Source organism: Micrococcus sp. NPDC078436, assembly GCF_040702705.1.
In the GTDB taxonomy this organism is placed as follows: Bacteria; Actinomycetota; Actinomycetes; order Actinomycetales; family Micrococcaceae; genus Micrococcus.
The window spans coordinates 266,711-287,413 of record NZ_JBFBLX010000001.1; the positions used below are offsets into that span (position 1 = coordinate 266,711).

Here is a 20,703-nt window from a genome sequence, read left to right on the forward strand (position 1 = left end):
GTGGAAATCGCCCTCATCATCTCAGTCGTGATCGCCCTGCTGGTGGGCACCGTCCTCGTCGGATTCCTCGATCGTCGCCCCGCGCCGCCGAAGGGCGCCTACCCGGGGCTGCGTGACGCGGACGACCCCGCGCCCGGCGTCGCCTCCGGCGGCTCCCACGGTTCGACCGCGGTGCTCGAGCGCCCCGAGGCCCCCGACGCCGAGCTGCTCGCCCCGGCGCCCAAGCACGCCGCGCCTCCGGTCGTCGAGGCTGCCCCGGTGGAGACCGTGCCGGTCGAGGTCGAGCCGGAGACCACGCGCCAGCTCGAGCGCCCCGAAGCCGCCGGCACGCGCTTGGCCCGCCTGCGGGCGCGCCTGCTGAAGTCCAACAACGTCTTCGGCAAGTCCCTCCTCGCCCTGCTGTCCCAGGACCGCATCGACGACGACGTGTGGGACGAGATCGAGGAGACGCTGCTCATGGCGGACCTCGGCACGGACGCCACCATGGAGCTCGTGGACCGTCTCAAGGCCCGCGTGACCGTGGCCGGCACCCGTGACCCGCAGGAGCTGCGCGGCCTGCTGCGCGAGGAGCTCGTGGCCATGCTCGATCCCTCGCTGGACCGCCGCATCGCCGCCACCCGCAAGAACGACCTCCCGGCCGTCACCATGGTCGTGGGCGTCAACGGTGTCGGCAAGACCACCACCGTGGGCAAGCTGGCCCGCGTGCTCGTGGCCGAGGACCGCACCGTGGTGCTCGGCGCGGCCGACACCTTCCGCGCCGCCGCCGCCGAGCAGCTCGCCACGTGGGGCGCCCGCGTGGGCGTGGAGACCGTCAAGTCCGACGTCGAGGGCGCGGACCCCGCCTCCGTCGCCTTCGAGGCCGTGAAGACCGGCATCGAGCAGGAGGTGGACTGCGTCCTGGTGGACACCGCGGGCCGCCTGCAGAACAAGGCCAACCTCATGGACGAGCTCGGCAAGATCAAGCGCGTCATCGAGAAGCAGGCCGCCGTGGACGAGGTCCTCCTCGTCCTGGACGCCACCACGGGCCAGAACGGCCTCACCCAGGCGAAGGTGTTCGCCGAGGTCGTGGACGTCACCGGCATCGTGCTCACCAAGCTGGACGGCACCGCCAAGGGCGGCATCGTCGTGGCGATCCAGCGCACGCTCGGCGTGCCGGTCAAGCTGATCGGCCTGGGTGAGGGCGCGGACGACCTCGCGCCCTTCACCGCCGAAGGCTTCGTGGACGCGCTGCTCGCCGACTGAGCAGCGCCGCCCGAGGACGGGGCCCGGACCGCACGCGCGGTCCGGGCCCCGTCGCCGTTCGGCCGGGCATGCGTGGCGTCACAGAGGCGTGTGTGGCGTCACAAAACGGCAGGGTCGGGCGGTGCGCCGCCCCTGCGCCTAGGATCACGGCATCGGCCCGACAGGGCCGGGCGACGACGCCTCCGGGCATCGGTCGCCGCACTGCCGTCCGGGGGCCCGACCGGAAGGTGCAGCGATGAACGACCCGACCACCCTGGATGCCGGAACGGTATGGACCGTCACGAGCGCGGGCCTCGTCCTCTTGATGACGCCGGGTCTGGCGCTCTTCTACGGCGGCATGACGCGCGCGAAGTCCGCCCTCAACATGATGATGATGTCCTTCGTCTCGATGGGGCTCATCGGCGTCGTCTGGGTCCTGTGGGGCTACGGCATGACCCATGAGCCGGGCTGGCTGGGACTCGTGGGCAACCCCCTCTCCGACCTCGGCCTGAGCGATGCGATGGCCGAGGGGAACCTGATCCCCGCGGCCTACGCGGCCACCTTCGCCGTCATCGCGGTGGCCCTCATCTCCGGCGCCGTGGCCGACCGGGCGCGCTTCGCCACGTGGTGCGTGTTCGTGCCCGTGTGGGTCAGCCTCGTCTATGCGCCGCTCGCCTACATGGTGTGGGGCGGCGGGCTGCTCTCCGAGGAGGGCGCGATCGGCTCTCGCCTCGGGGAGGCCCTCGACTTCGCCGGCGGCCTCGTGGTGCACATCAGCGCCGGCGTGGCCGCGCTCGTGCTGGCGCTGTCCATGGGCAAGCGGAAGGGCTTCGGCGTGGACCCGGCGCACCGCCCGCACAACGTGCCCTTCGTGATGCTGGGCGCCGCAATCCTGTGGTTCGGCTGGTTCGGCTTCAACGGCGGCGCCGCCCAGGGCGGGCACCAGCTCGGGCTCGTGTGGATCACCACCCTGGCCGCCGGCTCGGCCGGCATGCTCGGGTGGATCGTCGTCGAGTGGCTGCGCCGCGGCCGCCCGACCTCGATCGGCACGGCCTCCGGCATCGTGTCCGGGCTCGTGGCCATCACCCCGGCCTGCGCGTACGTGAGCCCCGTCGGCGCGATCGTGATCGGCCTCGTCTCCGGCGCGGCGTCCGCGCTCGCCGTCAACCTCAAGTACCGGCTCGGCTTCGACGACTCGCTCGACGTGGTCGGCGTCCACCTCACCGCGGGCATCCTCGGCACCGTGCTGATCGGCTTCTTCGCCCTGCCCTCTGAAGGACCCGCGGGCCTCTTCTACGGGGGTGACGCGTCCCTGCTGCTCACCCAGGCGGTCGCCGTCGTGGTGGCCGTGGTGTTCACGGCGGTCGTGACCGCCGTGATCGCCCTCGTGCTGCGGGCCACCCTCGGCCTGCGCGTGAGCGCCGAGGACGAGGAGCGGGGCGTGGACGTCACGCTGCACTCCGAGACCGCCTACGACGTGGGCTTCGGCGCCGTGCCCGTCCCGGCCGACGCGCTCGCCCACGCCGGGGAGCGGTCAGCGGGCTGAGCGGCCACGGTTGCTAGGCTTGCCGGGCGACGTCGTCGGATGACGGCGTCGCCCGGCGGTCTTCACGACGCCGACACCCCTGACGCCTGCGAAGGATCCCACCCGCCGTGTTCACCTCCCTGTCCGACCGCCTCTCCGCCACGTTCCGCAACCTCAAGGGCAAGGGGCGGCTGACCGAGGCGGACATCGACGCCACCGCGCGCGAGATCCGGCGCGCCCTCCTGGACGCCGACGTCGCCGTCCCCGTGGTGCGCCAGTTCATCTCCCAGGTGAAGGAGCGCGCCCTCGGCTCCGAGGTGGCCCAGGCGCTGAACCCGGGCCAGCAGATCGTGAAGATCGTCAACGAGGAGCTCGTGACCATCCTGGGCGGGGAGACCCGCCGCATCCGGCACGCCAAGACCGGCACCACCGTGATCATGCTCGTGGGCCTGCAGGGCGCCGGCAAGACCACCCTCGCGGGCAAGCTCGCGCATCTGCTCAAGTCCCAGGGCCACACCCCGCTCCTCGTGGCGTGCGACCTGCAGCGCCCCAACGCGGTGAAGCAGCTCCAGGTGGGCGGCCAGCGCGCCGGCGTGCCCGTGTACGCCCCGCACCCGGGCGTCTCCTCCGAGTTCGAGGCCGCCACGGGCGACCCCGTGCAGGTGGCCCGGGAGGGCGTGGCCGAGGCCAACGCCAAGTACCACGACGTGGTCATCATCGACACCGCCGGCCGTCTCGGCGTGGACGCCGAGCTCATGCGCCAGGCCGCGGACATCCGCGCCGCCGTGCAGCCGGACGAGGTCCTCTTCGTCATCGACGCGATGATCGGCCAGGACGCCGTGGCCACCGCACAGGCCTTCAACGAGGGCGTCGGCTTCACCGGCGTGGTCCTCACCAAGCTCGACGGCGATGCCCGCGGCGGCGCCGCGCTGTCGGTCCGCCAGGTGACCGGTCAGCCCATCATGTTCGCCTCCACGGGCGAGGGGCTGAAGGACTTCGAGGTCTTCCACCCGGACCGCATGGCATCCCGCATCCTCGACATGGGCGACGTCATGTCGCTCATCGAGCAGGCCGAGCAGAACTGGGACCGCGCCGAGGCCGAGAAGATGGCCAAGAAGTTCGCGGACCAGGAGGACTTCACCCTCGACGACTTCCTGCAGCAGATGCAGCAGCTCAAGAAGATGGGCTCGCTGAAGAAGATGCTCATGATGATGCCGGGCGCCCAGGGCATGCGGCAGCAGCTCGAGCAGTTCGACGAGTCCTCCATCGGCCGCGTGGAGGCGATCATCCACTCGATGACCCCGCACGAGCGCGTGGCCCCGAAGATCATCAACGGCTCCCGCCGCGCGCGCATCGCCCGCGGCTCCGGATCCCAGGTCTCCGAGGTGAACGCCCTCCTGGAGCGCTTCGCCGAGGCGCAGAAGATGATGAAGAAGATGGCCTCGGGCGGCGGCCTGCCGGGCATGCCCGGCATGGGCCACGGCGGCACCTCTCGGAAGGCCAAGGGCAAGAACGCCAAGAACAGGGTGAAGTCCGGCAACCCGGCCAAGGCCGCGGCCGAGCGCAAGGCCCTCGAGGAGCGCCAGGCGCGTTCCGCGCAGGCCGGCGCGGGCTCCATGTTCGGCCAGGGCGCCGGCGGCATGGACCTCGAGAACTTCGACCCGTCGAGCCTGAACCTGCCCGCCGGCTTCGAGAAGTACCTCAAGGACCGCTGATCCCCGGGTCCACGACGACGACGGCGCCCGCCCGGCGCGGCCGTCGTCGTCCTCCCGCGCGCGTCGAGGTGCACGAGCCGGGGGAGTCTGGCAGAATGGCCCGGTACTGAGCGTGAGCCCGGACGACCCTCTATCCTCCGCGCGCTCCGTTCCGTTTAGCCCGGTCGCATGCCCCGCTGCCCCCACGCGGAGAACCGATCGCGGCCCCCTGATCTCTACCAAGGAGTGACCACACACGTGGCTGTCAAGATTCGTCTGAAGCGGTTCGGCAAGATCCGCGCCCCGTACTACCGCATCGTCGTCGCCGACTCCCGCACCCGCCGTGACGGCCGTGCGATCGAGGAGATCGGCAAGTACCACCCCACCGAGGAGCCCTCGTTCATCGAGGTCGACTCGGAGCGCGCGCAGTACTGGCTCTCCGTGGGCGCACAGCCCACCGAGCAGGTCGCCGCCCTCCTGAAGATCACCGGTGACTGGCAGAAGTTCAAGGGCGAGGCCGGCGCCGAGGGCACCCTGCGGACCAAGGCTGAGAAGGAGGCCTTCGTGGCCCCCTCCAAGGGCTCGGTCATCATCCCCGAGGAGCCCAAGAAGGAGGAGGCCCCGGCCGAGGCTGAGGCCCCGGCCGAGGCTCCTGCCGCGGAGGCCGAGGCCCCGGCCGAGAAGTCCGAGTGACCATGCTGACCGAGGCCCTCGAGCACCTGGTGCGAGGCATCGTGGACACGCCGGACGCCGTCCGGGTGGACGCGCGTGCCCAGCGCCGCGGTGACATGCTGGAGGTCCGTGTGGCCCCGGAGGACCTCGGTCGCGTGATCGGCCGTCAGGGCCGCACCGCCACCGCGCTGCGCACCGTGCTGGACGGCCTGGCCGGACACCCGGTCCGCGTGGACGTCGTGGAGACGGACCGCGCCCGCTGACCACTCCGCCGGGTCCACCCGGCACCACGATCCCCGCAGCCCCTGCCGTGCAGGAGCTGCGGGGATCGTCGCGTCCGGGGCCGTCGTGTCAGCCGGCTGACTCCTGCACGGTGGCGAGGCGGTAGCCGAGGCCGCGCACCGTGAGGATCCGGGACGCCCCGATCTTGGTCCGCAGGTACCGCACGTACACGTCCACGACGTTCGATCCGGACTCGAAGTCAGCTCCCCACACGCCGTCGAGGAGCTACTCCCGGCTGAGCACCTGGCCCGGATGGCGCAGGAACTCCTCGGCCAGGGCGAACTCCCGGGCCGAGAGGTTCACCGGCTCCCCGCTCAGGGTGAGCAGGTGGGCGGCCGGGTCCAGCTCCAGGTCGCCGTGCCGGAGCACGGCGTCCACGGGCGCGGGAGCGGGAGTGCCGGGACGCAGGCGCAGGCGCACGCGGGCGAGGAGCTCGGCGAACCGGAAGGGCTTGGCCGTGTAGTCGTCCGCCCCGGAGCTGAGTCCCTCCACGGTGTCCTCCGCCGAGGAGCGCGCCGTGAGGATGATGACCGGCAGCTCCCCGTCCTGGGCGCGGATCCGGGACAGGACCTCGAAGCCGTCGACGTCGGGGAGCCCCAGGTCGAGGATCACGAGGTCGAACGCGCCCGTCATGGCCAGGGCGATGCCCTCGGCGCCGGTGCCCGCCGTCGTCACGGCGTACCCCTCCGCGGCGAAGCCCTTGGTGACGAAGCCGGCGATCCGCTCCTCGTCCTCGATCAGCAGCAGGGGGATCATGGGCGGTCCTCTCGGTCGTCGATGCCGCCCGCCGGTCTCGGCGGGGGCGTGCCCTCCAGGGGCAGGCTCATGGTGAAGACGGACCCCCGGCGGGGCGCGGGGTCCACGGTGATCCGGCCGCCGTGGCCCTCCACGATCGTGCGGACGATCGCGAGGCCCAGGCCGGATCCCTCCGTCCGCCGGCCGTGGGCGCCGCGGCCGAATCGCTCGAAGATCACGTCGCGGTCCTCGGGGCGCACGCCCACGCCCGCGTCCTGCACCCACAGCCGCAGCATGCCTGCCCGCGCCGCGGAGCCGATGCCCACGGGCGTGCCGGGCTCCGAGTAGCGCACGGCGTTCGCGGCCAGCTGCAGCCACGCCTGCGTCAGACGCTGTCCGTCCACGTGCGCGCTCACGGGGGCGGCGGCGTCCAGGCTCCACTGCCGGTCACCGAGGGCGCGGGCCCGTTCGAGCACCGCCTCGGTCAGCTCGGCCACGTCGGTGGGCGCGGGACGCAGGAAGTCCGGGCGCTCCGCCTTGGCGAGGGTGAGCAGGTCCTCGACGAGCCGGCCCATGAGCGCGAGCTCGTCCAGAGTCAGGCGCGTGCTCTCCCGCACGTCGTCGGGGTCCTCGGGGTCCATGACCTCGAGGTGGCCCTGCACGATGGTGAGCGGTGTGCGCATCTCGTGCCCGACGTCGTCGAGGAGGCGCCGCTGGGACGCGAAGGAGTCTTCGAGACGGTCCAGCATCGCGTTGAAGCTGTGTCCCAGGTCCGCCACGTCGTCGTGGCCGAGCACCGTGACCCGGCGGTGCGCCGTGCGGCACGGGGACGCGGGGTGCCCCGCCTCCCGGAGGAGGGCTCGGACGAGTACGCGGCGCTGGCGAAGGGCGCCAACCGGCTGCTGCGCCGGGCCGATCGCGCCCTCGCGCGGGAACGCTCGTTCGCGCAGGACATTACCCTGACACTGCGGACCTCCTCCGCGATGCTCGAGGCGGGCCTGCGCAGCCCCGGGGGCACCGCGGCGCAGTGGCGGACGACGGCGGACGAGCTGGCGGCCGAGGCCACACGGGCCCGAGAGCTGCTCGACGACCTCGCGCTGCTCACGCGCCTCGGCAGTGCCGACCTGGCCGTCGACTCCGTGGCCGTGGATCCCGCCGACATCGTCGCGGTCGCCGCCCGGGGCTGGCGGGAGCGGGCGGACCAGGACGGCAGCGGCGTCGAGGTGCGCGTCGAGGCCGACCCCTCCGTGCCGGCCGCACGGGCCGAGCCGGCACGCCTGGTGCAGGTCCTCCAGGAGGTCCTCGACAACGCCCGCGACGCAGTGCTCATCCCGGCGGATGCGCCGGGCGGCCTCGACGTCTCCTCCCTCCACCCCACGGATCGGACGATCCTCGTGCGGGTCCACGCCCTCGCCACGCAGGAGGGCGAGCGGGTGGCGATCGACGTCACGGACCGGGGGCGGGGCGTGCCCGAGGAGGAGCGCGCCGGCCTGACGGCGCGCCTCGCGGTCGCCTCGAACGACCCCGCGCCGGGCAACGGCCTGGGGCTCGCCGTCGCGCACGGGCTCATGGGCGCCATGGGCGGGGAGCTGCGCATCCTCGGGGGGGACGAGGTGGAGGCGGAGGGCACGACCGTGCGCCTGCTGCTGGAGCCGGCCCCGGCCTCATCCTGATCTCATCGCGCTCGCCCACGCTGGAGGTGCGGGCCGGCCGCCCCGACCCGCCCGCACCGAGCAGCACCGCCCGCATCGACAGGAGCCACCCCGTGTCCCGACCGCATCCCTTCGCCCCCGCCGCCCGGCCGCCTCTGCGCGTGCGCGAGCCGGCCCCCGCCCCGACGGCCCGGGACGCCTGGGGGATCGCGGCGGGGGCGGCCGGCGTCGCGGTGCTCCTGTGGCCCCTGCGCGCCTACGCGGGGCCGCAGCTCTCCGGCAACGACGCGCCGAAGTTCCGCCTGGACTCCTTCCCGCTCTCCACCTACCCGATGTCCTCCGAGCACCGCGGCCGCTCCACCTACGTGCCGCACGTGATCGGCCTCACCGAGGGGGGAGAGCGCGTCATCCCGGGCACGCGCCACTTCGGCGACGGCGGGCTGAACCAGGTCCGCAAGCAGGTCTCCCGGGCCATCCGGCGCGGCGACGCGGCGCTGGTGGCGCAGACGTACGCCGACTCCCTCGCGGAGCAGCGGGCCGCCCTCGGAGACCGGCTTCCGAGCGGCAGCGGTCAGGGGGCAGCGCGGCGCCGCCGTGAGGCGGCCGTCCAGCGGGTGGAGGTGGTGCGCTCGCGCTTCCGGTTCGACGACTACTACAGCGGGCACCGCCTCCCGCATCGGGAGACGGTGCTGGCCCGCTGTGAGCTGGGCGGGACCGCCGTCGCGGTGCGCGAGGAGCGCACGGCGGACGAGATCGCGAACGGGGTGGCCCGGTGAACGGCGCGCGGATCCGGCAGTGGGCGGTGGACACGCTGCGTCCCGCGGCCACCCCGGCGCGCCCCGCGGTGCTGCGGATCGGCGTGGGCCTGTTCGCGGCACGGCACCACGCGCGCCGCCGCGCCCTCCTGCGCGGCGTGCACGCCCAGGATCCCCGACGCTTCGCGCCCGTCGGCGTCGTCCGCGTCCTGCGGCGTCCGCTGCGCCCGGAGGTGGCCGACCGGATCCACGACGCCGCGCAGGCCGTCAACGTGCTGGCCACGCTGGGGGTCGCCCACCGCGTCACCGGGCCGCTCAACGCGGCCCTGCAGCTGTGGACCCTCACCTACCGCAACTCGTGGGGCATGATCTACCACAACGACAACATGCTCGTGCTCCACCAGATGGTGCTGGGCACGAGCCCGAGCGCGGACGCCCTCAGCGTGGACGCCCTCGTGATGCGGCGGCGCCTGGCGCCCGCGGTCTTCGAGCGCCGCTACGGCGCGGTGCCCGTGATGCTCAACGCGGTCACCAGCGCGGTGTACTTCATCTCCGGCGTGGCCAAGGTGCGCAGCACGGTGGGATTCGGCTGGGCCTCCGGGGACGTCCTGCGCGGGCAGATCGCGATCGACGGCCTGCGCAAGGACCTGTTCGGCTCGCAGAAGCCCGCCGCGGGCACGGCGCTGTACCACCGGGAACGGCTGTTCACCCTGATGGCGGTCGTCTCCCTCGCGGTGGAGCTGGGCGCGCCGCTGAGCCTGGTGGACCGACGGCTCGGCCTGGCCTTCGCCGCGGCCGCCTGGGGCATGCACACCGGCATCCGTGAAATCATGGGGATCTCGTTCCCGTACAACCTCAGCGGCGTCAGCTACCTGGCCCACCTCCCGGTGGGCCCACAGCTGCCTCGCTGAGCGGCCGACGCCGCGCCACCGCGAAGGACACCGCATGAGCCCCACCCCCGTCACGCCCGCCGAGGACGCCCTGGTCCGCGTCGCCCGGATCGGCAAGCCCCACGGCATCCGCGGCGAGGTGACGGTCCAGGTCTTCACGGACGACCCGGACGCCCGCTTCGCCCCCGGCGAGGTCCTCGAGGTGCGCGGCGCCGGCGCCGGCATGCCCGCGCGTCTCACGGTGGTCAGGGCCCGGTGGAACAAGCAGATCCTCGTCGTCGCCTTCGAGGAGTGCCCGGACCGGAACACGGCCGAGGCGTGGCGCGGCCTCCAGCTCTTCGCCGCGCCCCTGGAGGCCGAGCGGTCGGACGAGTGGTACGAGGACGACCTCGTGGACCTCGCCGTGCTCGTGGACGGCGCCCGCGTGGGCGTGGTGACGGGACTGATCACCGGAGACGCGCAGGACCTGCTCCAGGTGGCCCTCGACGACGCGGACGCCGAGGCGCTCGTGCCCTTCGTCGAGGAGATCGTCCCCGAGGTCGACCTCGAGGCAGGCACCCTCACGCTCACCCCGCCGCCCGGGCTCCTCGAGCTCGCGCTGGGCGACGATGCCGCGGCCGCGCCGGCCGCCGCGGACGAGGAGCGCTGAGCCGCCCGTGCGCTTCGACGTCGTCACGATCTTCCCCGAGTACCTGGCCGTCCTGGACGTCTCCCTCCTGGGGAAGGCGCGCCGCGAGGGCCTCGTGGACGTGCACGTCCACGACCTGCGCGACTTCACGTTCGACCGGCACCGCACGGTGGACGACACCCCCTACGGCGGCGGTGCCGGCATGGTGATGAAGGCCGAGCCGTGGGCCCTGGCCCTCGAGCACGTGGCCGCGGCGAGCCCCGCACCCGCGGTGGGGGAGCGCCCCGTCCTCGTCGTCCCCACCCCGTCCGGCCGCCCGTTCACGCAGGCCACCGCCCGCGAGCTCGCCCGGCGGGAGCACGTGTCCTTCGCGTGCGGGCGCTACGAGGGCATCGACGAGCGGGTGTTCGGCTGGGCCGAGGAGCGCTTCGAGGTCCGCCTGGTCTCTCTGGGCGACTACGTCCTCAACGGCGGAGAGGTGGCCGCGCTGGCCATGATCGAGGCCATCGGGCGGCTCGTGCCGGGCGTGGTGGGCAACCCGGAGTCCCTCGTCGAGGAGTCCCATGAGGACGGGCTGCTCGAGTATCCCGTGTACACGAAGCCCTCGGTGTGGCGGGACCGTGAGGTGCCCCCCGTGCTGCTCTCGGGCGACCACGGCAAGGTGGCCGCGTGGCGCCGCTCCCAGCAGGAGGAGCGGACGCGGGACCGCCGCCCGGACCTGTGGGGCGCGTTCACGGCGCCGGGCCCGGACGGTTCCGAGCGCTGAGCCCGGCTGTGGCATAATCGACTGTCGGTCCACCGGACGCCCGACCTGCCACAGGGGGCGGACGTCGACGGCAGGACCACCGGGAGCCCAACAGGCGTGCCCGGACCAGGCTCACGGGATCCGGCATCCCGACCGCGCGACGCGCGGCGGACAGCCGCAGACCCGAGTACCACGTGGATGACCTGTGGCGTCCACCAGGAGAGATGAACATGCACATCCTTGATTCCTTCGACAAGTCCACGCTGCGCACCGACATCCCGGAGTTCGGCCCCGGCGACACCGTCAAGGTCCACGTCAACATCATCGAGGGCAAGACCGCCCGCGTGCAGGTCTTCCAGGGCTACGTCATGGGCCGCCAGGGCGACGGCGTCCGCGAGACCTTCCGCGTCCGCAAGGTGACCTTCGGCGTCGGCGTGGAGCGCGTCTTCCCGGTGCACTCCCCGGTCATCGACAAGATCGAGCTCGTCACCAAGGGCGACGTGCGCCGCGCGAAGCTCTACTACATGCGCGACCGCCACGGCAAGGCCGCCCGCATCCGCGAGAAGCGCGCCGACGTCAAGTGATCCGCTTCGGCCGCGTTCGCGCGGCCTGAGCACACCCATGTCGCATCCGGAGCCCCGTGACCCGTCTCGGTCGCGGGGCTCCCGCGCATCCGGATCCGGCGCGCCGGCCGCCCGGGATGCCCGGTCCGCGGACGCCGCTGGGGCGGCCGGCTGGTGGCCCTGGGTCGCGCTCACCGTGGTGGCCGGGGTCGTGCTGGCCGCCGTGCTGCGCGCCGTGACCGGTGCCGTGCTGCTCATTCCGTCCGCCTCGATGGAGCCGACCCTGCTGCCGGGCGACCGGGTGCGGATCGACGCGTCCGCGGCCGGCGGGGCGGGCCTGGAGCGCGGGGACGTGGTGGTGTTCGACGGCGGCGGCAGCCTGGCGCCGTACCGCTCCCGCGGCTCGCTCGAGGCCGGCCTCGAGGACGTGGCCCAGTGGTGGGGCACCGCCGCGAGGGAGGACGTGTTCGTCAAGCGCGTCGCCGGCCTGCCCGGGGACACGGTGCAGTGCTGCGCCGCCGACGGCCGCCTCACGGTGAACGGCACTCCGCTCGACGAGCCCTACCTCGGGCGTGCCGTCACCGCCGCCGAGCCGGCCTCGGAGCGTCCGTGGCGCTTCGAGGTGCCGGCGGGCCGGATGGTCGTGCTCGGCGACAACCGGGCGGACTCCCGCGACTCCCGTGCCCTCCTCGGCGCCCCCGGCGGGGGGCTCATCCCCCTCGACTCGGTGCTCGGCACGGCCGAGGAGGTCGTGTGGCCGCTGGACCGCCGCGGCCCCGTGGACGGCGCCGCTGCTCCGGGGGAGGCCGCGCATGGGTGACCCCGTCCCGCCGCGTGCCGATCCGGCCGCGCCCGAGCCCGTCCCGGCCGTGCCCTCCGGCGCTGGCGCGCATCGCGCTGAGACCCGCCCCTCCCGGCGCCCGCGGTGGGGCCCCCTGGCGCGGCGGGTGCTCCTCGTCGTGCTCCTGACCCTGGGCGCGCTCCTGCTGGTCAAGACGTTCGTGCTGCGCATGTTCTTCATCCCCTCGGGCTCGATGGCGCCCACGCTCGAGCAGGGGGACCGCGTGGCCGTGGACCTGCGCGTGCCTGACGCGTCCCCCCTCGAGCGCGGCGACGTCGTCGTGTTCCGCGACACGAAGGGCTGGCTGCCGCCGGGCGCCGGCCCGGGCGATCCGCTGGGCGAGGCGGCGCGCTTCGTGGGGCTCGCCCCGGAGGACGCCCGGTCGCACGTGGCCAAGCGCGTGGTGGGCCTGCCGGGGGACACGGTGGCCTGGCAGCCCGGGGACGAGCACGTCAGCGTCAACGGGGAGCCCGTGGAGGAGCCCTACCTGGCGCCGGGCGTGGTGGCCTCCGAGGTCCCGTTCGAGGTCACCGTGCCCGCCGGGCAGCTGTGGGTGCTCGGGGACAACCGGCAGGCCTCCGCCGACTCGCGCTACCACCGGGACGGCCCGGGCGGAGGGTTCGTGGCCGCGGACGACGTCGTGGGGCGCGCCGTCGCGATCGTGTGGCCCCTCGAGCGGATCGGCCCGGCGGGCTCGGACCCGGCGCCGTTCGCGGACGTCCCCGAGCCGGGACGGCACGCATGAGCCCCGCCGCACAGCGCGCGGGGAGCTCGCCGCGCACGGCGGTGCGCGCCGGGCTGCACCTCGAGGTCGCGCTGGCGGCCGAGGTCGCCGGGGACGGGTCCACCTCCGCCCCCGCAGGCCCCTGGCTCGTGGCCGGCATGGACGAGGTGGGCCGGGGCGCGCTGGCCGGGCCCGTCGTCGTCGGGGCGTGCGCCGCGTGGGCCCCGGCCTCCGGGACGATCCCCGCGGTGCGGGACTCCAAGGCACTGAGCGATCGGCGGCGCCGCGCGCTCGTCCCCGAGATCACCGCGTGGGCCGCGGGCGTGAGCCTCGGCGAGGCGAGCCCCGCCGAGATCGACGCCCTGGGGCTCAGCGCGGCCCTCAGCCTCGCCGGGCACCGGGCGTGGGCCGGGCTGTGCTCCGCGCTCGACGCCGAGCCGGTCGCCCTGATCCTGGACGGCCGGGACGACTGGCTCACGCGCGGTGCCCCCGTCGACGCACCCGCCCCGGTGCCGCCCGTGCCCCGCATGGTGGTCCGCGCGGAGGACCAGTCCGCGACCGTGGCGGCGGCCTCGATCGCGGCCAAGGTCGGCCGCGACGACACCATGATCATGCTCCACGCCGAGCACCCCGCCTACGGCTGGTCGGGCAACAAGGGCTACGGCGCGGCCGCCCACCGCGCCGCGCTGCAGCGGCTCGGCGCCACCACGCACCACCGGCGCTCGTGGAACCTCGGCCTGCCCGACGGCGACCCCGCCCCCACGCTGTTCGACTGAGCCCGCGGGCGTCGACCGGGCTCGCCGCGTTCGACGCGAGTCCCGGCGCGAGGCAGGATGGACGGGTCTGCATCCGTCCGGCCCGCACGGCCGCCCGGATGCCCTGCCGAGCATTGAGGAGGTCCTGCCATGAGCGCGGACGATGTGGAGGACTTCGAGGCCGAGGCGGAGCTCACGCTCTACCGCGAGTACCGGGACGTCGTGGGCCTCTTCCGCTACGTGGTGGAGACGGAGCGCCGCTTCTACCTCGCCAACGGCGTCACCCTCACGCCGCACCAGGCCGACGGCGACGTGTTCTTCGAACTGGTCCTCGAGGACGCCTGGGTCTGGGACGTGTACCGCAGCGCGCGGTTCATCAAGCGTGTGCGGGTGCTCACCTTCAAGGACGTGAACATCGAGGAGCTGCCCGCCGAGGACCTCCAGGTCCCGCAGGACGGCCGGCTGCCGGGCTGAGTCGCAGGGGCCGGCGCGGGCCCACCGCTCCTGCACAGGCGTCCCCTCCCTCACAGCAGGCCCGCGGCCCGGCGCGGTCCCCTCCGCCTCCCGCACCCTGGTGGCGGAGGTGGTCACCATGACGAGGACCGGGGAGACGGCGCCGCCGGGCGGCGGCGCGCAGGGGCGGGGCAGCAGCGCGCACACGGCGCTGGGCCGCTTCGGGGAGGACGCGGCCGCGCGCTGGCTCACGGAGCGCGGCTATGTCATCGCCGAGCGGAACTGGCGCGGCGAGGCGGGCGAGCTGGACATCGTGGCCCACCACGCCGGCTGGTGGGTGGGCGTGGAGGTGAAGACCCGCTCGGGGCTGGCCTTCGGCGATCCCCTCGAGGCCATCACCCGGCGCAAGCTGCTGCGCCTGCACCGCCTCATGGCCGAGTGGGTGCGGACCCACAGCGAGGGGCGGCATCCGGCCCCGTGGCGCGTGGATGCCGTCGCCGTCCTCGTGCCGCGCACCGGGGGCGTCCGCTTCGACCTCGTCACGGACGTGCGGCGGTGAGCCGTATCGGTCGCACGCGGTCGATCTCCCTGGCCGGGCTGCGCGGCGACGTGGTGGACGTGGAGGCCGACATCGCCCAGTCCCTTCCCGGCTTCACCCTGCTGGGACTGCCGGACCAGGCCCTGCAGGAGAGCCGTGACCGCATCCGCTCCGCCGCCCGCAACGCCGGCCTGCCGCTGACCCGCCGGCACCTGACCGTGAACCTGCTCCCGGCCGGCGTGCAGAAGCGCGGCGCGTGCCACGACCTCGCCATCGTGCTCGCCGCCTACGCCGCGGACGGGCGGGTGCGCGGTGTGGACGGGCCCGTGTTCCTGGCGGAGCTCGGCCTGGACGGAACGCTGCACCGGGCCCCGGAGACCGTGGCCATGGTGCTCGCCGCGGTGGACGCCGGCCATCGGGACATCGTGGTGGCGCAGGAGGCGGTCGCCGACGCCGAGCTCGTCCCCGGTGCCCGCGTCCGGGGCTACGCCCACCTGCACCACGTGATCCGAGCCTTCGGCGGCTCGCCCGAGGGGACTGTCCCGCCCGAGCCGGACGGGCACGTGCTCGGCGCCGGCCGCGCCGGATCCGGCGGAGAGGAGGGCTCCACCTCCCCGGAGGCCCGCGGGCCCGGGTGCACTCCGGCGCCCGACCTCGCGGAGGTGGCCGGTCAGGGCGAGGCGCGGTTCGCCCTCGAGGTGGCCGCCGCGGGTGGACACCACCTGCTCCTCATGGGCCCGCCCGGCGCGGGCAAGACGATGCTCGCCGAGCGGTTGCCCGGCATCCTCCCGCCCATGGACGACCGCACGGCGCTCGAGACCGCGGCGCTGCGCTCCCTGCGCGCCATCGGCGCCCACGCGGGCGGCCTCGACCGCCGCCCGCCGTTCGAGGCCCCGCACCACTCGGCCTCGGCCGCCTCCCTCGTGGGAGGCGGCGCCGGGCTGGCCCGGCCCGGCGCCGTGTCCCTGGCCCACGGCGGCGTGCTCTTCCTCGACGAGGCCCCCGAGTTCGACCGCCGGACGCTCGAGTCCCTGCGCCAGCCCCTCGAGTCGGGGGAGGTGGTGATCCACCGCTCCCGCGGCACGGTCGCCTACCCCGCCCGCTTCCAGCTCGTCCTCGCCGCGAACCCGTGCCCCTGCGGCTTCGGCGGCGGCAACGGCAGCCGCTGCCGGTGCTCCGTGCTCCAGCGCCGGCGCTACGCCGACCGGCTCTCCGGTCCGCTGCTGGACCGCGTGGACCTGCAGGTGACGGTCCGCCCCGTGAGCGCGCACCAGCTCACCGGAGCCCCTGCCGCGGAGGACTCCGCCACCGTGGCCGCCAGGGTGCACGCCGCCGTGGAGCGCCAGGACGCCCGCTGGAGGGAGGCCGGCGCGCGCGGCCTCGTGGCCTCCCACGTGCGCCGCAACGCCCGCGTGCCCGCGCCCGTGCTGCGACACGGGCCGTTCGCGGTGCCCGCCGTCGCCCGGGAGCCGGCCGACGCGGCCGTGGACCGGGGCGAGCTCAGCGCTCGCGGCCACGCCCGGGTGCTTCGCCTCGCGTGGACCCTCGCGGACCTGCGCGGCCGCGAGCGGCCCGCCCCGGAGGACACAGACGTGGCCCTGAACCTGCGCAGCCGAGACGAGGAACAGCCGTGAATCCCTCCCACCCCACCCCCACCTCCGCCCGCCCCGACGGCGCCCGCGTGGCCCGCGCCGCGCTCACCCGGCTCGTGGAGCCCGGGGACGAGCTTCCGGCGCACGCCGTGGCAGCGTTCGGCCCCGAGCGGGCCCTCGCGCTCCTCACCGGCCGCGCGGCACTGCAGCCCGCCGAGCGGGACCTCCTGGCGGAGCACACCGGCGCGCCGGACGGCCTGGCGCGCCGGTGGTCCGCCGGGCTGCAGCGATGGGCGCCCCGCGCCGCCCATCTGGACCCCGAGCGCGACCTCGTCGCCCTGCACCGTCTGGGCGGCGGCCTGCTCATCCCGGAGGACGACACCTGGCCGGCCGCACTGGAGGACCTCGGCGAGAGCGCCCCGCTGGGGTTGTGGTTCCGCGGGACGGGCGCGCTGCCCGCTGCCGGCCGCACCCTCGCCGTGGTGGGCAGCCGCGAGGCCACCGCGTACGGCCGCGCGGTGACGCGCCAGTTCGTGGGCCACGCTGTCCGAGCCGGCCTGTGCGTCGTCTCGGGCGGGGCATACGGGATCGACGGCGCCGCGCACCGCGCAGCCCTCGACGCGGCCCAGGAGCGGGGCGGGACCGGGGGAGCGGAGGCGTCCGCCCGGACCATGGCCGTGCTGGCCGGCGGCCTCGACCGCTTCTATCCGGCAGGCCACGAGGAGCTGCTCCGAGACGTCATGGAGGCCGGGCTGCTCCTCTCGGAGATGCCGCCCGGAGCGAGTCCGACGCGCCACCGCTTCCTCCAGCGCAACCGGCTGATCGCCGCGCTCTCCGGCGCCGTGCTCGTGGTCGAGGCGCGCTGGCGCTCCGGCGCGCAGAACACCGCCGGCCACGCGATGGGCCTCGGCCGGGAGCTCGGCGTCGTCCCGGGGCCCGTCACCGCGCCCAGCTCCGCCGGCTGCCATCGCCTGCTGAAGGAGACCCCGGCGCGGCTCGTGATGGACGAGGACGACGCCCTCGCCCTGCTGGACGGCGTACGCCGGCCCGCTGGGAGGGGCGCCCCTGGCGGGACGGCCGCGGACACGGGCACGTCCCGGGCGCCCGAACCATCCGTGGCGCCCACGTCGGCGCCGGGGACGAGGGGGGAGCGCCGGCAGCGGCACGCCGAGCGGCCCACGGACGCCCTCACCGTGGAGGAGCTGCTCGTCGTCGACGCCCTCCCGCTGCGCAGCGCCGTGCCCGTGGACCGCCTCACCGTCACCGCGGGCCTGGCCCTGCCCACCGTGCTCGCCGTCCTCTCCCGCCTGCAGCGGGCCGGGCTGGCCGAGCGCGTGGAGGACCGCTGGCGGCGCGCACCGGGCGGGGGTGGCACAGTGGAGGGATGAGCACCCGTCCTCGCGCCACAGGCCCGGCGGCCGAGCCGTCCGCGGCCGTGCCCGCGCCCTCGCCCCGGGACGCGGCGTGGCTTGAGGCGTACGCGGAGCACCTGACCCACGAGCGCAATCGCAGCCCCCGGACCGTGTCCGCCTACCGTGCGGACCTGCGCCACCTGGCCGCGCACGTGGGCCCCGGTCAGGATGTCTTCGCGGAGGTGGACGTGGAGGACCTGCGCGGCTGGCTCGCCGCCATGGCCCACGCCGGCCTGGCCCGCACCACGCTGGCCCGCCGCGTCGCCGCCGTGCGCACGTTCATGGCGTGGCTGCGCCGCGAGGGCCTGCGCCACGACGATCCGGCGCTGCGCCTGCGCTCCCCCCGGCCGGACTCCTCCCTGCCGCACGTGCTGCAGGACCTGCAGACACGCCGCCTGCTGGACTGGGCCGAGGCCCGCGTCGCCGAAGCGGAGGAGGGCGACGACGCCGTCGCCCGCGCTGTCGCCCTGCGCGACGCGGCCGTGCTCGAGCTCCTCTACGCGACGGGAGCCCGCGTCGCCGAGGTCGTGGCCCTCGACCGGGACGACGTGGACCTGGGGCGCCGCGTGGCCACCCTCACCGGCAAGGGCGACCGACAGCGCACCGTCCCGTTCGGCGGTCCCGCCGCGCGGGCGGTCCACCTCTGGTCCTCCGCCGGACGCCCCGCCCTGCTCACGGGGGAGTCCGGCCCCGCCCTCTTCCTCGGCGCGCGCGGCGGGCGGCTCGGCGTGCGGCAGGTGCGGGCCGTCGTCGACCGCGGGCTCGAGGCGCTCGGCGACACGGCGGCCCGCGGCCCGCACACCCTGCGCCACACCGCCGCCACCCACCTGCTCGACGGCGGTGCCGACCTCCGCACCGTCCAGGAGCTGCTCGGCCACTCGTCCCTGCGGACCACGCAGGTGTACACCCACGTGTCCATCGACCGCCTGCGGGAGGGCTACCGCCAGGCGCACCCCCGCGCCTGAGCGCGACACGCCCTCAAGCCGGGACCATTGCCCGCCCCCGGACCCTCCGGCACAATGGCCACAGGAGTTCCGTCGTCCGCGGCGTGGTCGTAGGGGAAGACGCACCGCATCGCTCCCGGAGGAACCCATGGACACCATCACCACCCGCGGCGTGGTCCACATCCTCTCCGCACCCACCGCGCTGTGCCCCCACGTCGAGTGGGCCCTGAGCTCCGTGCTCGGCGGCCACACCGAGGTCGAGTGGCAGGCGCAGCCGGCCGCGCCCGAGCAGCACCGCACAGAGCTGCACTGGCGGGCCCCGCAGGGCACCGGCGCGTCGCTGGCCTCGGCGCTGCGTGGCTGGCCGCACCTGCGCTTCGAGATCACCGAGGAGCCCTCCGCCGGCGCAGACGGGTCCCGGTGGTCCCACACCCCGGACCTGGGCATCTTCCACGCGGCCACCGACGTCTCGGGCAACATCATGGTCTCCGAGGACCGGATCCGCTTCGCCTACGAGCAGGGCGCGGGCGACCCCACGGTCGTGTTCCACGAGCTCTCACTCGCCCTGGGCGAGGCCTGGGACGAGGAGCTGGAGCCCTTCCGCCTCGCCGCCGCCGGTGCGCCGGTGCGCTGGCTGCACCGCGCGGGCTGACACCGCCCCCTCGCCCGCACCCCCTCACGACGACGGCGCCCGTCCTGCGTGGGGACGGGCGCCGTCGGGCGTGCGGGTCAGACCCCGCGGAACACGGCCACGGCATTGTGGCCGCCGAAGCCGAAGGAGTTGTTCAGCGCCACGCGGTCCCCCGCGGGCAGGCGGCCCGGCTCGCCGGTCACGACGTTGAGCGGGATCTCGGGGTCCTGGTGCTCCAGGTTGATGGTCACGGGAGCGGTGCCGTGGTGCACGGCGAGCACGGTGAGGATCGACTCGATCGCGCCGGACGCCCCCAGCAGGTGGCCGGTCTGGGACTTCGTGGCCGAGACCAGGACGTCGTCGAGGTGGTCTCCGAGGACCGCCTTCAGCGCGAGGTACTCGGGGGCGTCTCCCTTGGGGGTCGAGGTGGCGTGCGCGTTCACGTGGCTCACCTGGGAGGGGTCCACGCCGGCACCGCGGAGGGCGGAGCGCAGGGCCCGGGTGGCGCCGAGGCCCTCGGGCTCCGGGGCGGTGATGTGATGCGCGTCGGAGGAGACGGCGGCGCCGATCAGCTCGGCGTACACGCGGGCGCCGCGGGCCTTCGCGTGCTCCTCGGACTCCACCACCATGACGCCGGCACCCTCGCCGAGGACGAAGCCATCGCGGTCCACGTCGTAGGGGCGGGAGGCGGCCCGCGGGTCGTCGTTGCGCTTGGACAGCGCCTGCATCGCGGCGAACGCGGCCATCGGCAGCGGGTGCACGGCGGCCTCGGCGGCCCCGCACAGCACGACGTCGGCCTGGCCGGAGCGGATGAGCAGCAGTGCGGTCTCGAGGGCCTCGGTGCCCGCGGCGCAGGCGGAGACCACGGTGCGGGCCCCGGCGCGGGCGCCGAACTCGAGGGAGAGGGCCCCGGCCGCGCCGTTGGGCATGAGCATGGGGACGGTCATGGGCAGCACACGGCGCGGCCCGCGCTCGCGCAGGGTGTCCCAGCCGTCGAGGAGGGTCCACACGCCGCCGATGCCCGTGCCGAAGGCGACGGCCAGGCGGTCGTGGTCGATCTCGGCGCCCTCGAGCCCGGCGTCCTTCCAGGCCTCGCGGGCGGCCACGGTGGCCATCTGCGTGCCGGGGTCCTGGCGCTTGGCCTCGACCCGGCTGAGCACCTCGGCGGTGGGCACCGCGAGCTCCGCGGCGAAGGTGACGGGCAGGTCGTACTGCTCCACCCAGTCGTGCTCCATGGTGGCGGCGCCCGAGACGCCCTTCAGCGCGTTGGCCCAGAACGTGGGCACGTCGCCGCCGATGGGGGTGGTGGCGCCGAGGCCGGTGATCACTGCGGTGCGGGTCATGGGTCTGTTGCCTTCGTCTCTCGGGGGCCGGGGTGCGGGTGCCCCGGGCGAGCGGGGGCCGGAGGCGCCCGGATCAGGCGCCTCCGGCACGGTCCTGCGAGGCACGGC

At 74.9% G+C, this 20,703-nt stretch carries 22 protein-coding genes and 1 pseudogene; 20 read left to right on the forward strand and 3 right to left on the reverse strand.

Going from position 1 to position 20,703, the window contains the following annotated elements:
- The 5 genes from ftsY (at position 1) to AB0302_RS01230 (ending at position 5,375) form a co-directional block, all read left to right on the forward strand.
- A complete protein-coding gene (gene ftsY, locus AB0302_RS01210) occupies positions 1-1,242 on the forward strand; it encodes a signal recognition particle-docking protein FtsY (RefSeq protein WP_366370276.1) in 1,242 nt (413 codons plus the stop codon).
- Positions 1,243-1,477: 235 nt separating this feature from the next.
- Positions 1,478-2,767, forward strand: coding sequence for an ammonium transporter (locus tag AB0302_RS01215; RefSeq protein WP_366370277.1), 1,290 nt, complete (start codon positions 1,478-1,480; stop codon positions 2,765-2,767).
- A gap of 107 nt (positions 2,768-2,874) precedes the next feature.
- Positions 2,875-4,461 (forward strand): signal recognition particle protein, encoded by a 1,587-nt coding sequence (gene ffh, locus AB0302_RS01220; RefSeq protein WP_248115070.1) that lies wholly within the window; start codon positions 2,875-2,877, stop codon positions 4,459-4,461.
- A gap of 237 nt (positions 4,462-4,698) precedes the next feature.
- Positions 4,699-5,133 (forward strand): 30S ribosomal protein S16, encoded by a 435-nt coding sequence (rpsP, locus tag AB0302_RS01225; protein ID WP_366370278.1) that lies wholly within the window; start codon positions 4,699-4,701, stop codon positions 5,131-5,133.
- A gap of 2 nt (positions 5,134-5,135) precedes the next feature.
- The gene (locus AB0302_RS01230) at positions 5,136-5,375 is read left to right on the forward strand and encodes an RNA-binding protein (RefSeq protein WP_248115313.1); all 240 of its coding nucleotides are present in this window, start codon (positions 5,136-5,138) and stop codon (positions 5,373-5,375) included.
- An 88-nt stretch (positions 5,376-5,463) separates the two neighbouring features.
- Here the strand turns inward: AB0302_RS01230 and AB0302_RS01235 are convergent.
- A pseudogene (locus AB0302_RS01235) lies at positions 5,464-6,150 on the reverse strand (response regulator transcription factor).
- Complete coding sequence (locus AB0302_RS01240; RefSeq protein WP_366370279.1) at positions 6,147-6,878, reverse strand: HAMP domain-containing sensor histidine kinase; 732 nt, start codon at positions 6,876-6,878, stop codon at positions 6,147-6,149. The pseudogene AB0302_RS01235 and the gene AB0302_RS01240 overlap by 4 nt, the downstream one beginning before the upstream one ends.
- A gap of 12 nt (positions 6,879-6,890) precedes the next feature.
- On the opposite strand from AB0302_RS01240, the gene AB0302_RS01245 reads away from it, so the two are divergent.
- From AB0302_RS01245 to AB0302_RS01315, 15 genes are all read left to right on the forward strand, one after another.
- Positions 6,891-7,802, forward strand: coding sequence for a HAMP domain-containing sensor histidine kinase (locus tag AB0302_RS01245; protein WP_366370280.1), 912 nt, complete (start codon positions 6,891-6,893; stop codon positions 7,800-7,802).
- 92 nt (positions 7,803-7,894) lie between these two features.
- Positions 7,895-8,557 carry a hypothetical protein gene (locus tag AB0302_RS01250; RefSeq protein ID WP_366370281.1) on the forward strand — a complete coding sequence of 221 codons (663 nt, stop codon included), beginning with the start codon at positions 7,895-7,897 and terminating at the stop codon, positions 8,555-8,557.
- Entirely contained in the window at positions 8,554-9,447 is an 894-nt protein-coding gene (locus AB0302_RS01255) for a hypothetical protein (protein ID WP_366370282.1), read from the forward strand. The genes AB0302_RS01250 and AB0302_RS01255 overlap by 4 nt, the downstream gene beginning before the upstream one ends.
- A gap of 34 nt (positions 9,448-9,481) precedes the next feature.
- Entirely contained in the window at positions 9,482-10,075 is a 594-nt protein-coding gene (gene rimM, locus AB0302_RS01260; RefSeq protein WP_366370283.1) for a ribosome maturation factor RimM, read from the forward strand.
- A 7-nt stretch (positions 10,076-10,082) separates the two neighbouring features.
- Positions 10,083-10,820, forward strand: coding sequence for a tRNA (guanosine(37)-N1)-methyltransferase TrmD (trmD, locus tag AB0302_RS01265; RefSeq protein ID WP_298713253.1), 738 nt, complete (start codon positions 10,083-10,085; stop codon positions 10,818-10,820).
- Between the two features lie 209 nt (positions 10,821-11,029).
- Positions 11,030-11,383: a 50S ribosomal protein L19 gene (rplS, locus tag AB0302_RS01270; RefSeq protein ID WP_248115058.1), complete on the forward strand. Its 354-nt coding sequence runs from the start codon at positions 11,030-11,032 to the stop codon at positions 11,381-11,383.
- Positions 11,384-11,420: 37 nt separating this feature from the next.
- Positions 11,421-12,182: a signal peptidase I gene (lepB, locus tag AB0302_RS01275; protein ID WP_298713255.1), complete on the forward strand. Its 762-nt coding sequence runs from the start codon at positions 11,421-11,423 to the stop codon at positions 12,180-12,182.
- Positions 12,175-12,948, forward strand: coding sequence for a signal peptidase I (lepB, locus tag AB0302_RS01280; protein ID WP_366370284.1), 774 nt, complete (start codon positions 12,175-12,177; stop codon positions 12,946-12,948). The genes lepB (AB0302_RS01275) and lepB (AB0302_RS01280) overlap by 8 nt, the downstream gene beginning before the upstream one ends.
- Positions 12,945-13,703: a ribonuclease HII gene (locus AB0302_RS01285; RefSeq protein WP_298713256.1), complete on the forward strand. Its 759-nt coding sequence runs from the start codon at positions 12,945-12,947 to the stop codon at positions 13,701-13,703. Before lepB (AB0302_RS01280) ends, AB0302_RS01285 begins: the two co-directional genes overlap by 4 nt.
- Before the next feature lie 129 nt (positions 13,704-13,832).
- Entirely contained in the window at positions 13,833-14,156 is a 324-nt protein-coding gene (locus tag AB0302_RS01290; RefSeq protein WP_298713260.1) for a DUF2469 domain-containing protein, read from the forward strand.
- A gap of 118 nt (positions 14,157-14,274) precedes the next feature.
- On the forward strand, positions 14,275-14,694 hold the full coding sequence (locus AB0302_RS01295; protein ID WP_366370285.1) for a YraN family protein: 420 nt from the start codon (positions 14,275-14,277) through the stop codon (positions 14,692-14,694).
- Complete coding sequence (locus AB0302_RS01300) at positions 14,691-16,307, forward strand: ATP-binding protein (protein ID WP_366370286.1); 1,617 nt, start codon at positions 14,691-14,693, stop codon at positions 16,305-16,307. Before AB0302_RS01295 ends, AB0302_RS01300 begins: the two co-directional genes overlap by 4 nt.
- Positions 16,304-17,653: a DNA-processing protein DprA gene (locus AB0302_RS01305; protein WP_366370287.1), complete on the forward strand. Its 1,350-nt coding sequence runs from the start codon at positions 16,304-16,306 to the stop codon at positions 17,651-17,653. Before AB0302_RS01300 ends, AB0302_RS01305 begins: the two co-directional genes overlap by 4 nt.
- The gene (locus AB0302_RS01310; protein WP_366370288.1) at positions 17,650-18,642 is read left to right on the forward strand and encodes a tyrosine recombinase XerC; all 993 of its coding nucleotides are present in this window, start codon (positions 17,650-17,652) and stop codon (positions 18,640-18,642) included. The genes AB0302_RS01305 and AB0302_RS01310 overlap by 4 nt, the downstream gene beginning before the upstream one ends.
- Positions 18,643-18,769: 127 nt before the next feature.
- The gene (locus AB0302_RS01315) at positions 18,770-19,273 is read left to right on the forward strand and encodes a DUF3145 domain-containing protein (protein ID WP_248115049.1); all 504 of its coding nucleotides are present in this window, start codon (positions 18,770-18,772) and stop codon (positions 19,271-19,273) included.
- A gap of 77 nt (positions 19,274-19,350) precedes the next feature.
- Here AB0302_RS01315 and fabF read toward each other — a convergent pair whose 3' ends face one another.
- Positions 19,351-20,595, reverse strand: coding sequence for a beta-ketoacyl-ACP synthase II (gene fabF, locus AB0302_RS01320; RefSeq protein ID WP_366370289.1), 1,245 nt, complete (start codon positions 20,593-20,595; stop codon positions 19,351-19,353).
- Positions 20,596-20,703 lie beyond the last annotated feature (108 nt).

Excerpts from the sequence above, each read along its gene's own strand:
- rplS (WP_248115058.1), top strand. The coding sequence starts at position 11,030 with ATGCACATCCTTGATTCCTTCGACAAGTCCACGCTGCGCACCGACATC.
- AB0302_RS01285 (WP_298713256.1), top strand. The coding sequence starts at position 12,945 with ATGAGCCCCGCCGCACAGCGCGCGGGGAGCTCGCCGCGCACGGCGGTG.
- AB0302_RS01230 (WP_248115313.1), top strand. The coding sequence starts at position 5,136 with ATGCTGACCGAGGCCCTCGAGCACCTGGTGCGAGGCATCGTGGACACG.
- lepB (WP_366370284.1), top strand. The coding sequence starts at position 12,175 with ATGGGTGACCCCGTCCCGCCGCGTGCCGATCCGGCCGCGCCCGAGCCC.
- AB0302_RS01240 (WP_366370279.1), bottom strand. The coding sequence starts at position 6,878 with ATGCTGGACCGTCTCGAAGACTCCTTCGCGTCCCAGCGGCGCCTCCTC.
- AB0302_RS01295 (WP_366370285.1), top strand. The coding sequence starts at position 14,275 with ATGACGAGGACCGGGGAGACGGCGCCGCCGGGCGGCGGCGCGCAGGGG.
- AB0302_RS01290 (WP_298713260.1), top strand. The coding sequence starts at position 13,833 with ATGAGCGCGGACGATGTGGAGGACTTCGAGGCCGAGGCGGAGCTCACG.
- AB0302_RS01215 (WP_366370277.1), top strand. The coding sequence starts at position 1,478 with ATGAACGACCCGACCACCCTGGATGCCGGAACGGTATGGACCGTCACG.
- AB0302_RS01315 (WP_248115049.1), top strand. The coding sequence starts at position 18,770 with ATGGACACCATCACCACCCGCGGCGTGGTCCACATCCTCTCCGCACCC.
- rimM (WP_366370283.1), top strand. The coding sequence starts at position 9,482 with ATGAGCCCCACCCCCGTCACGCCCGCCGAGGACGCCCTGGTCCGCGTC.
- AB0302_RS01310 (WP_366370288.1), top strand. The coding sequence starts at position 17,650 with ATGAGCACCCGTCCTCGCGCCACAGGCCCGGCGGCCGAGCCGTCCGCG.
- lepB (WP_298713255.1), top strand. The coding sequence starts at position 11,421 with ATGTCGCATCCGGAGCCCCGTGACCCGTCTCGGTCGCGGGGCTCCCGC.
- fabF (WP_366370289.1), bottom strand. The coding sequence starts at position 20,595 with ATGACCCGCACCGCAGTGATCACCGGCCTCGGCGCCACCACCCCCATC.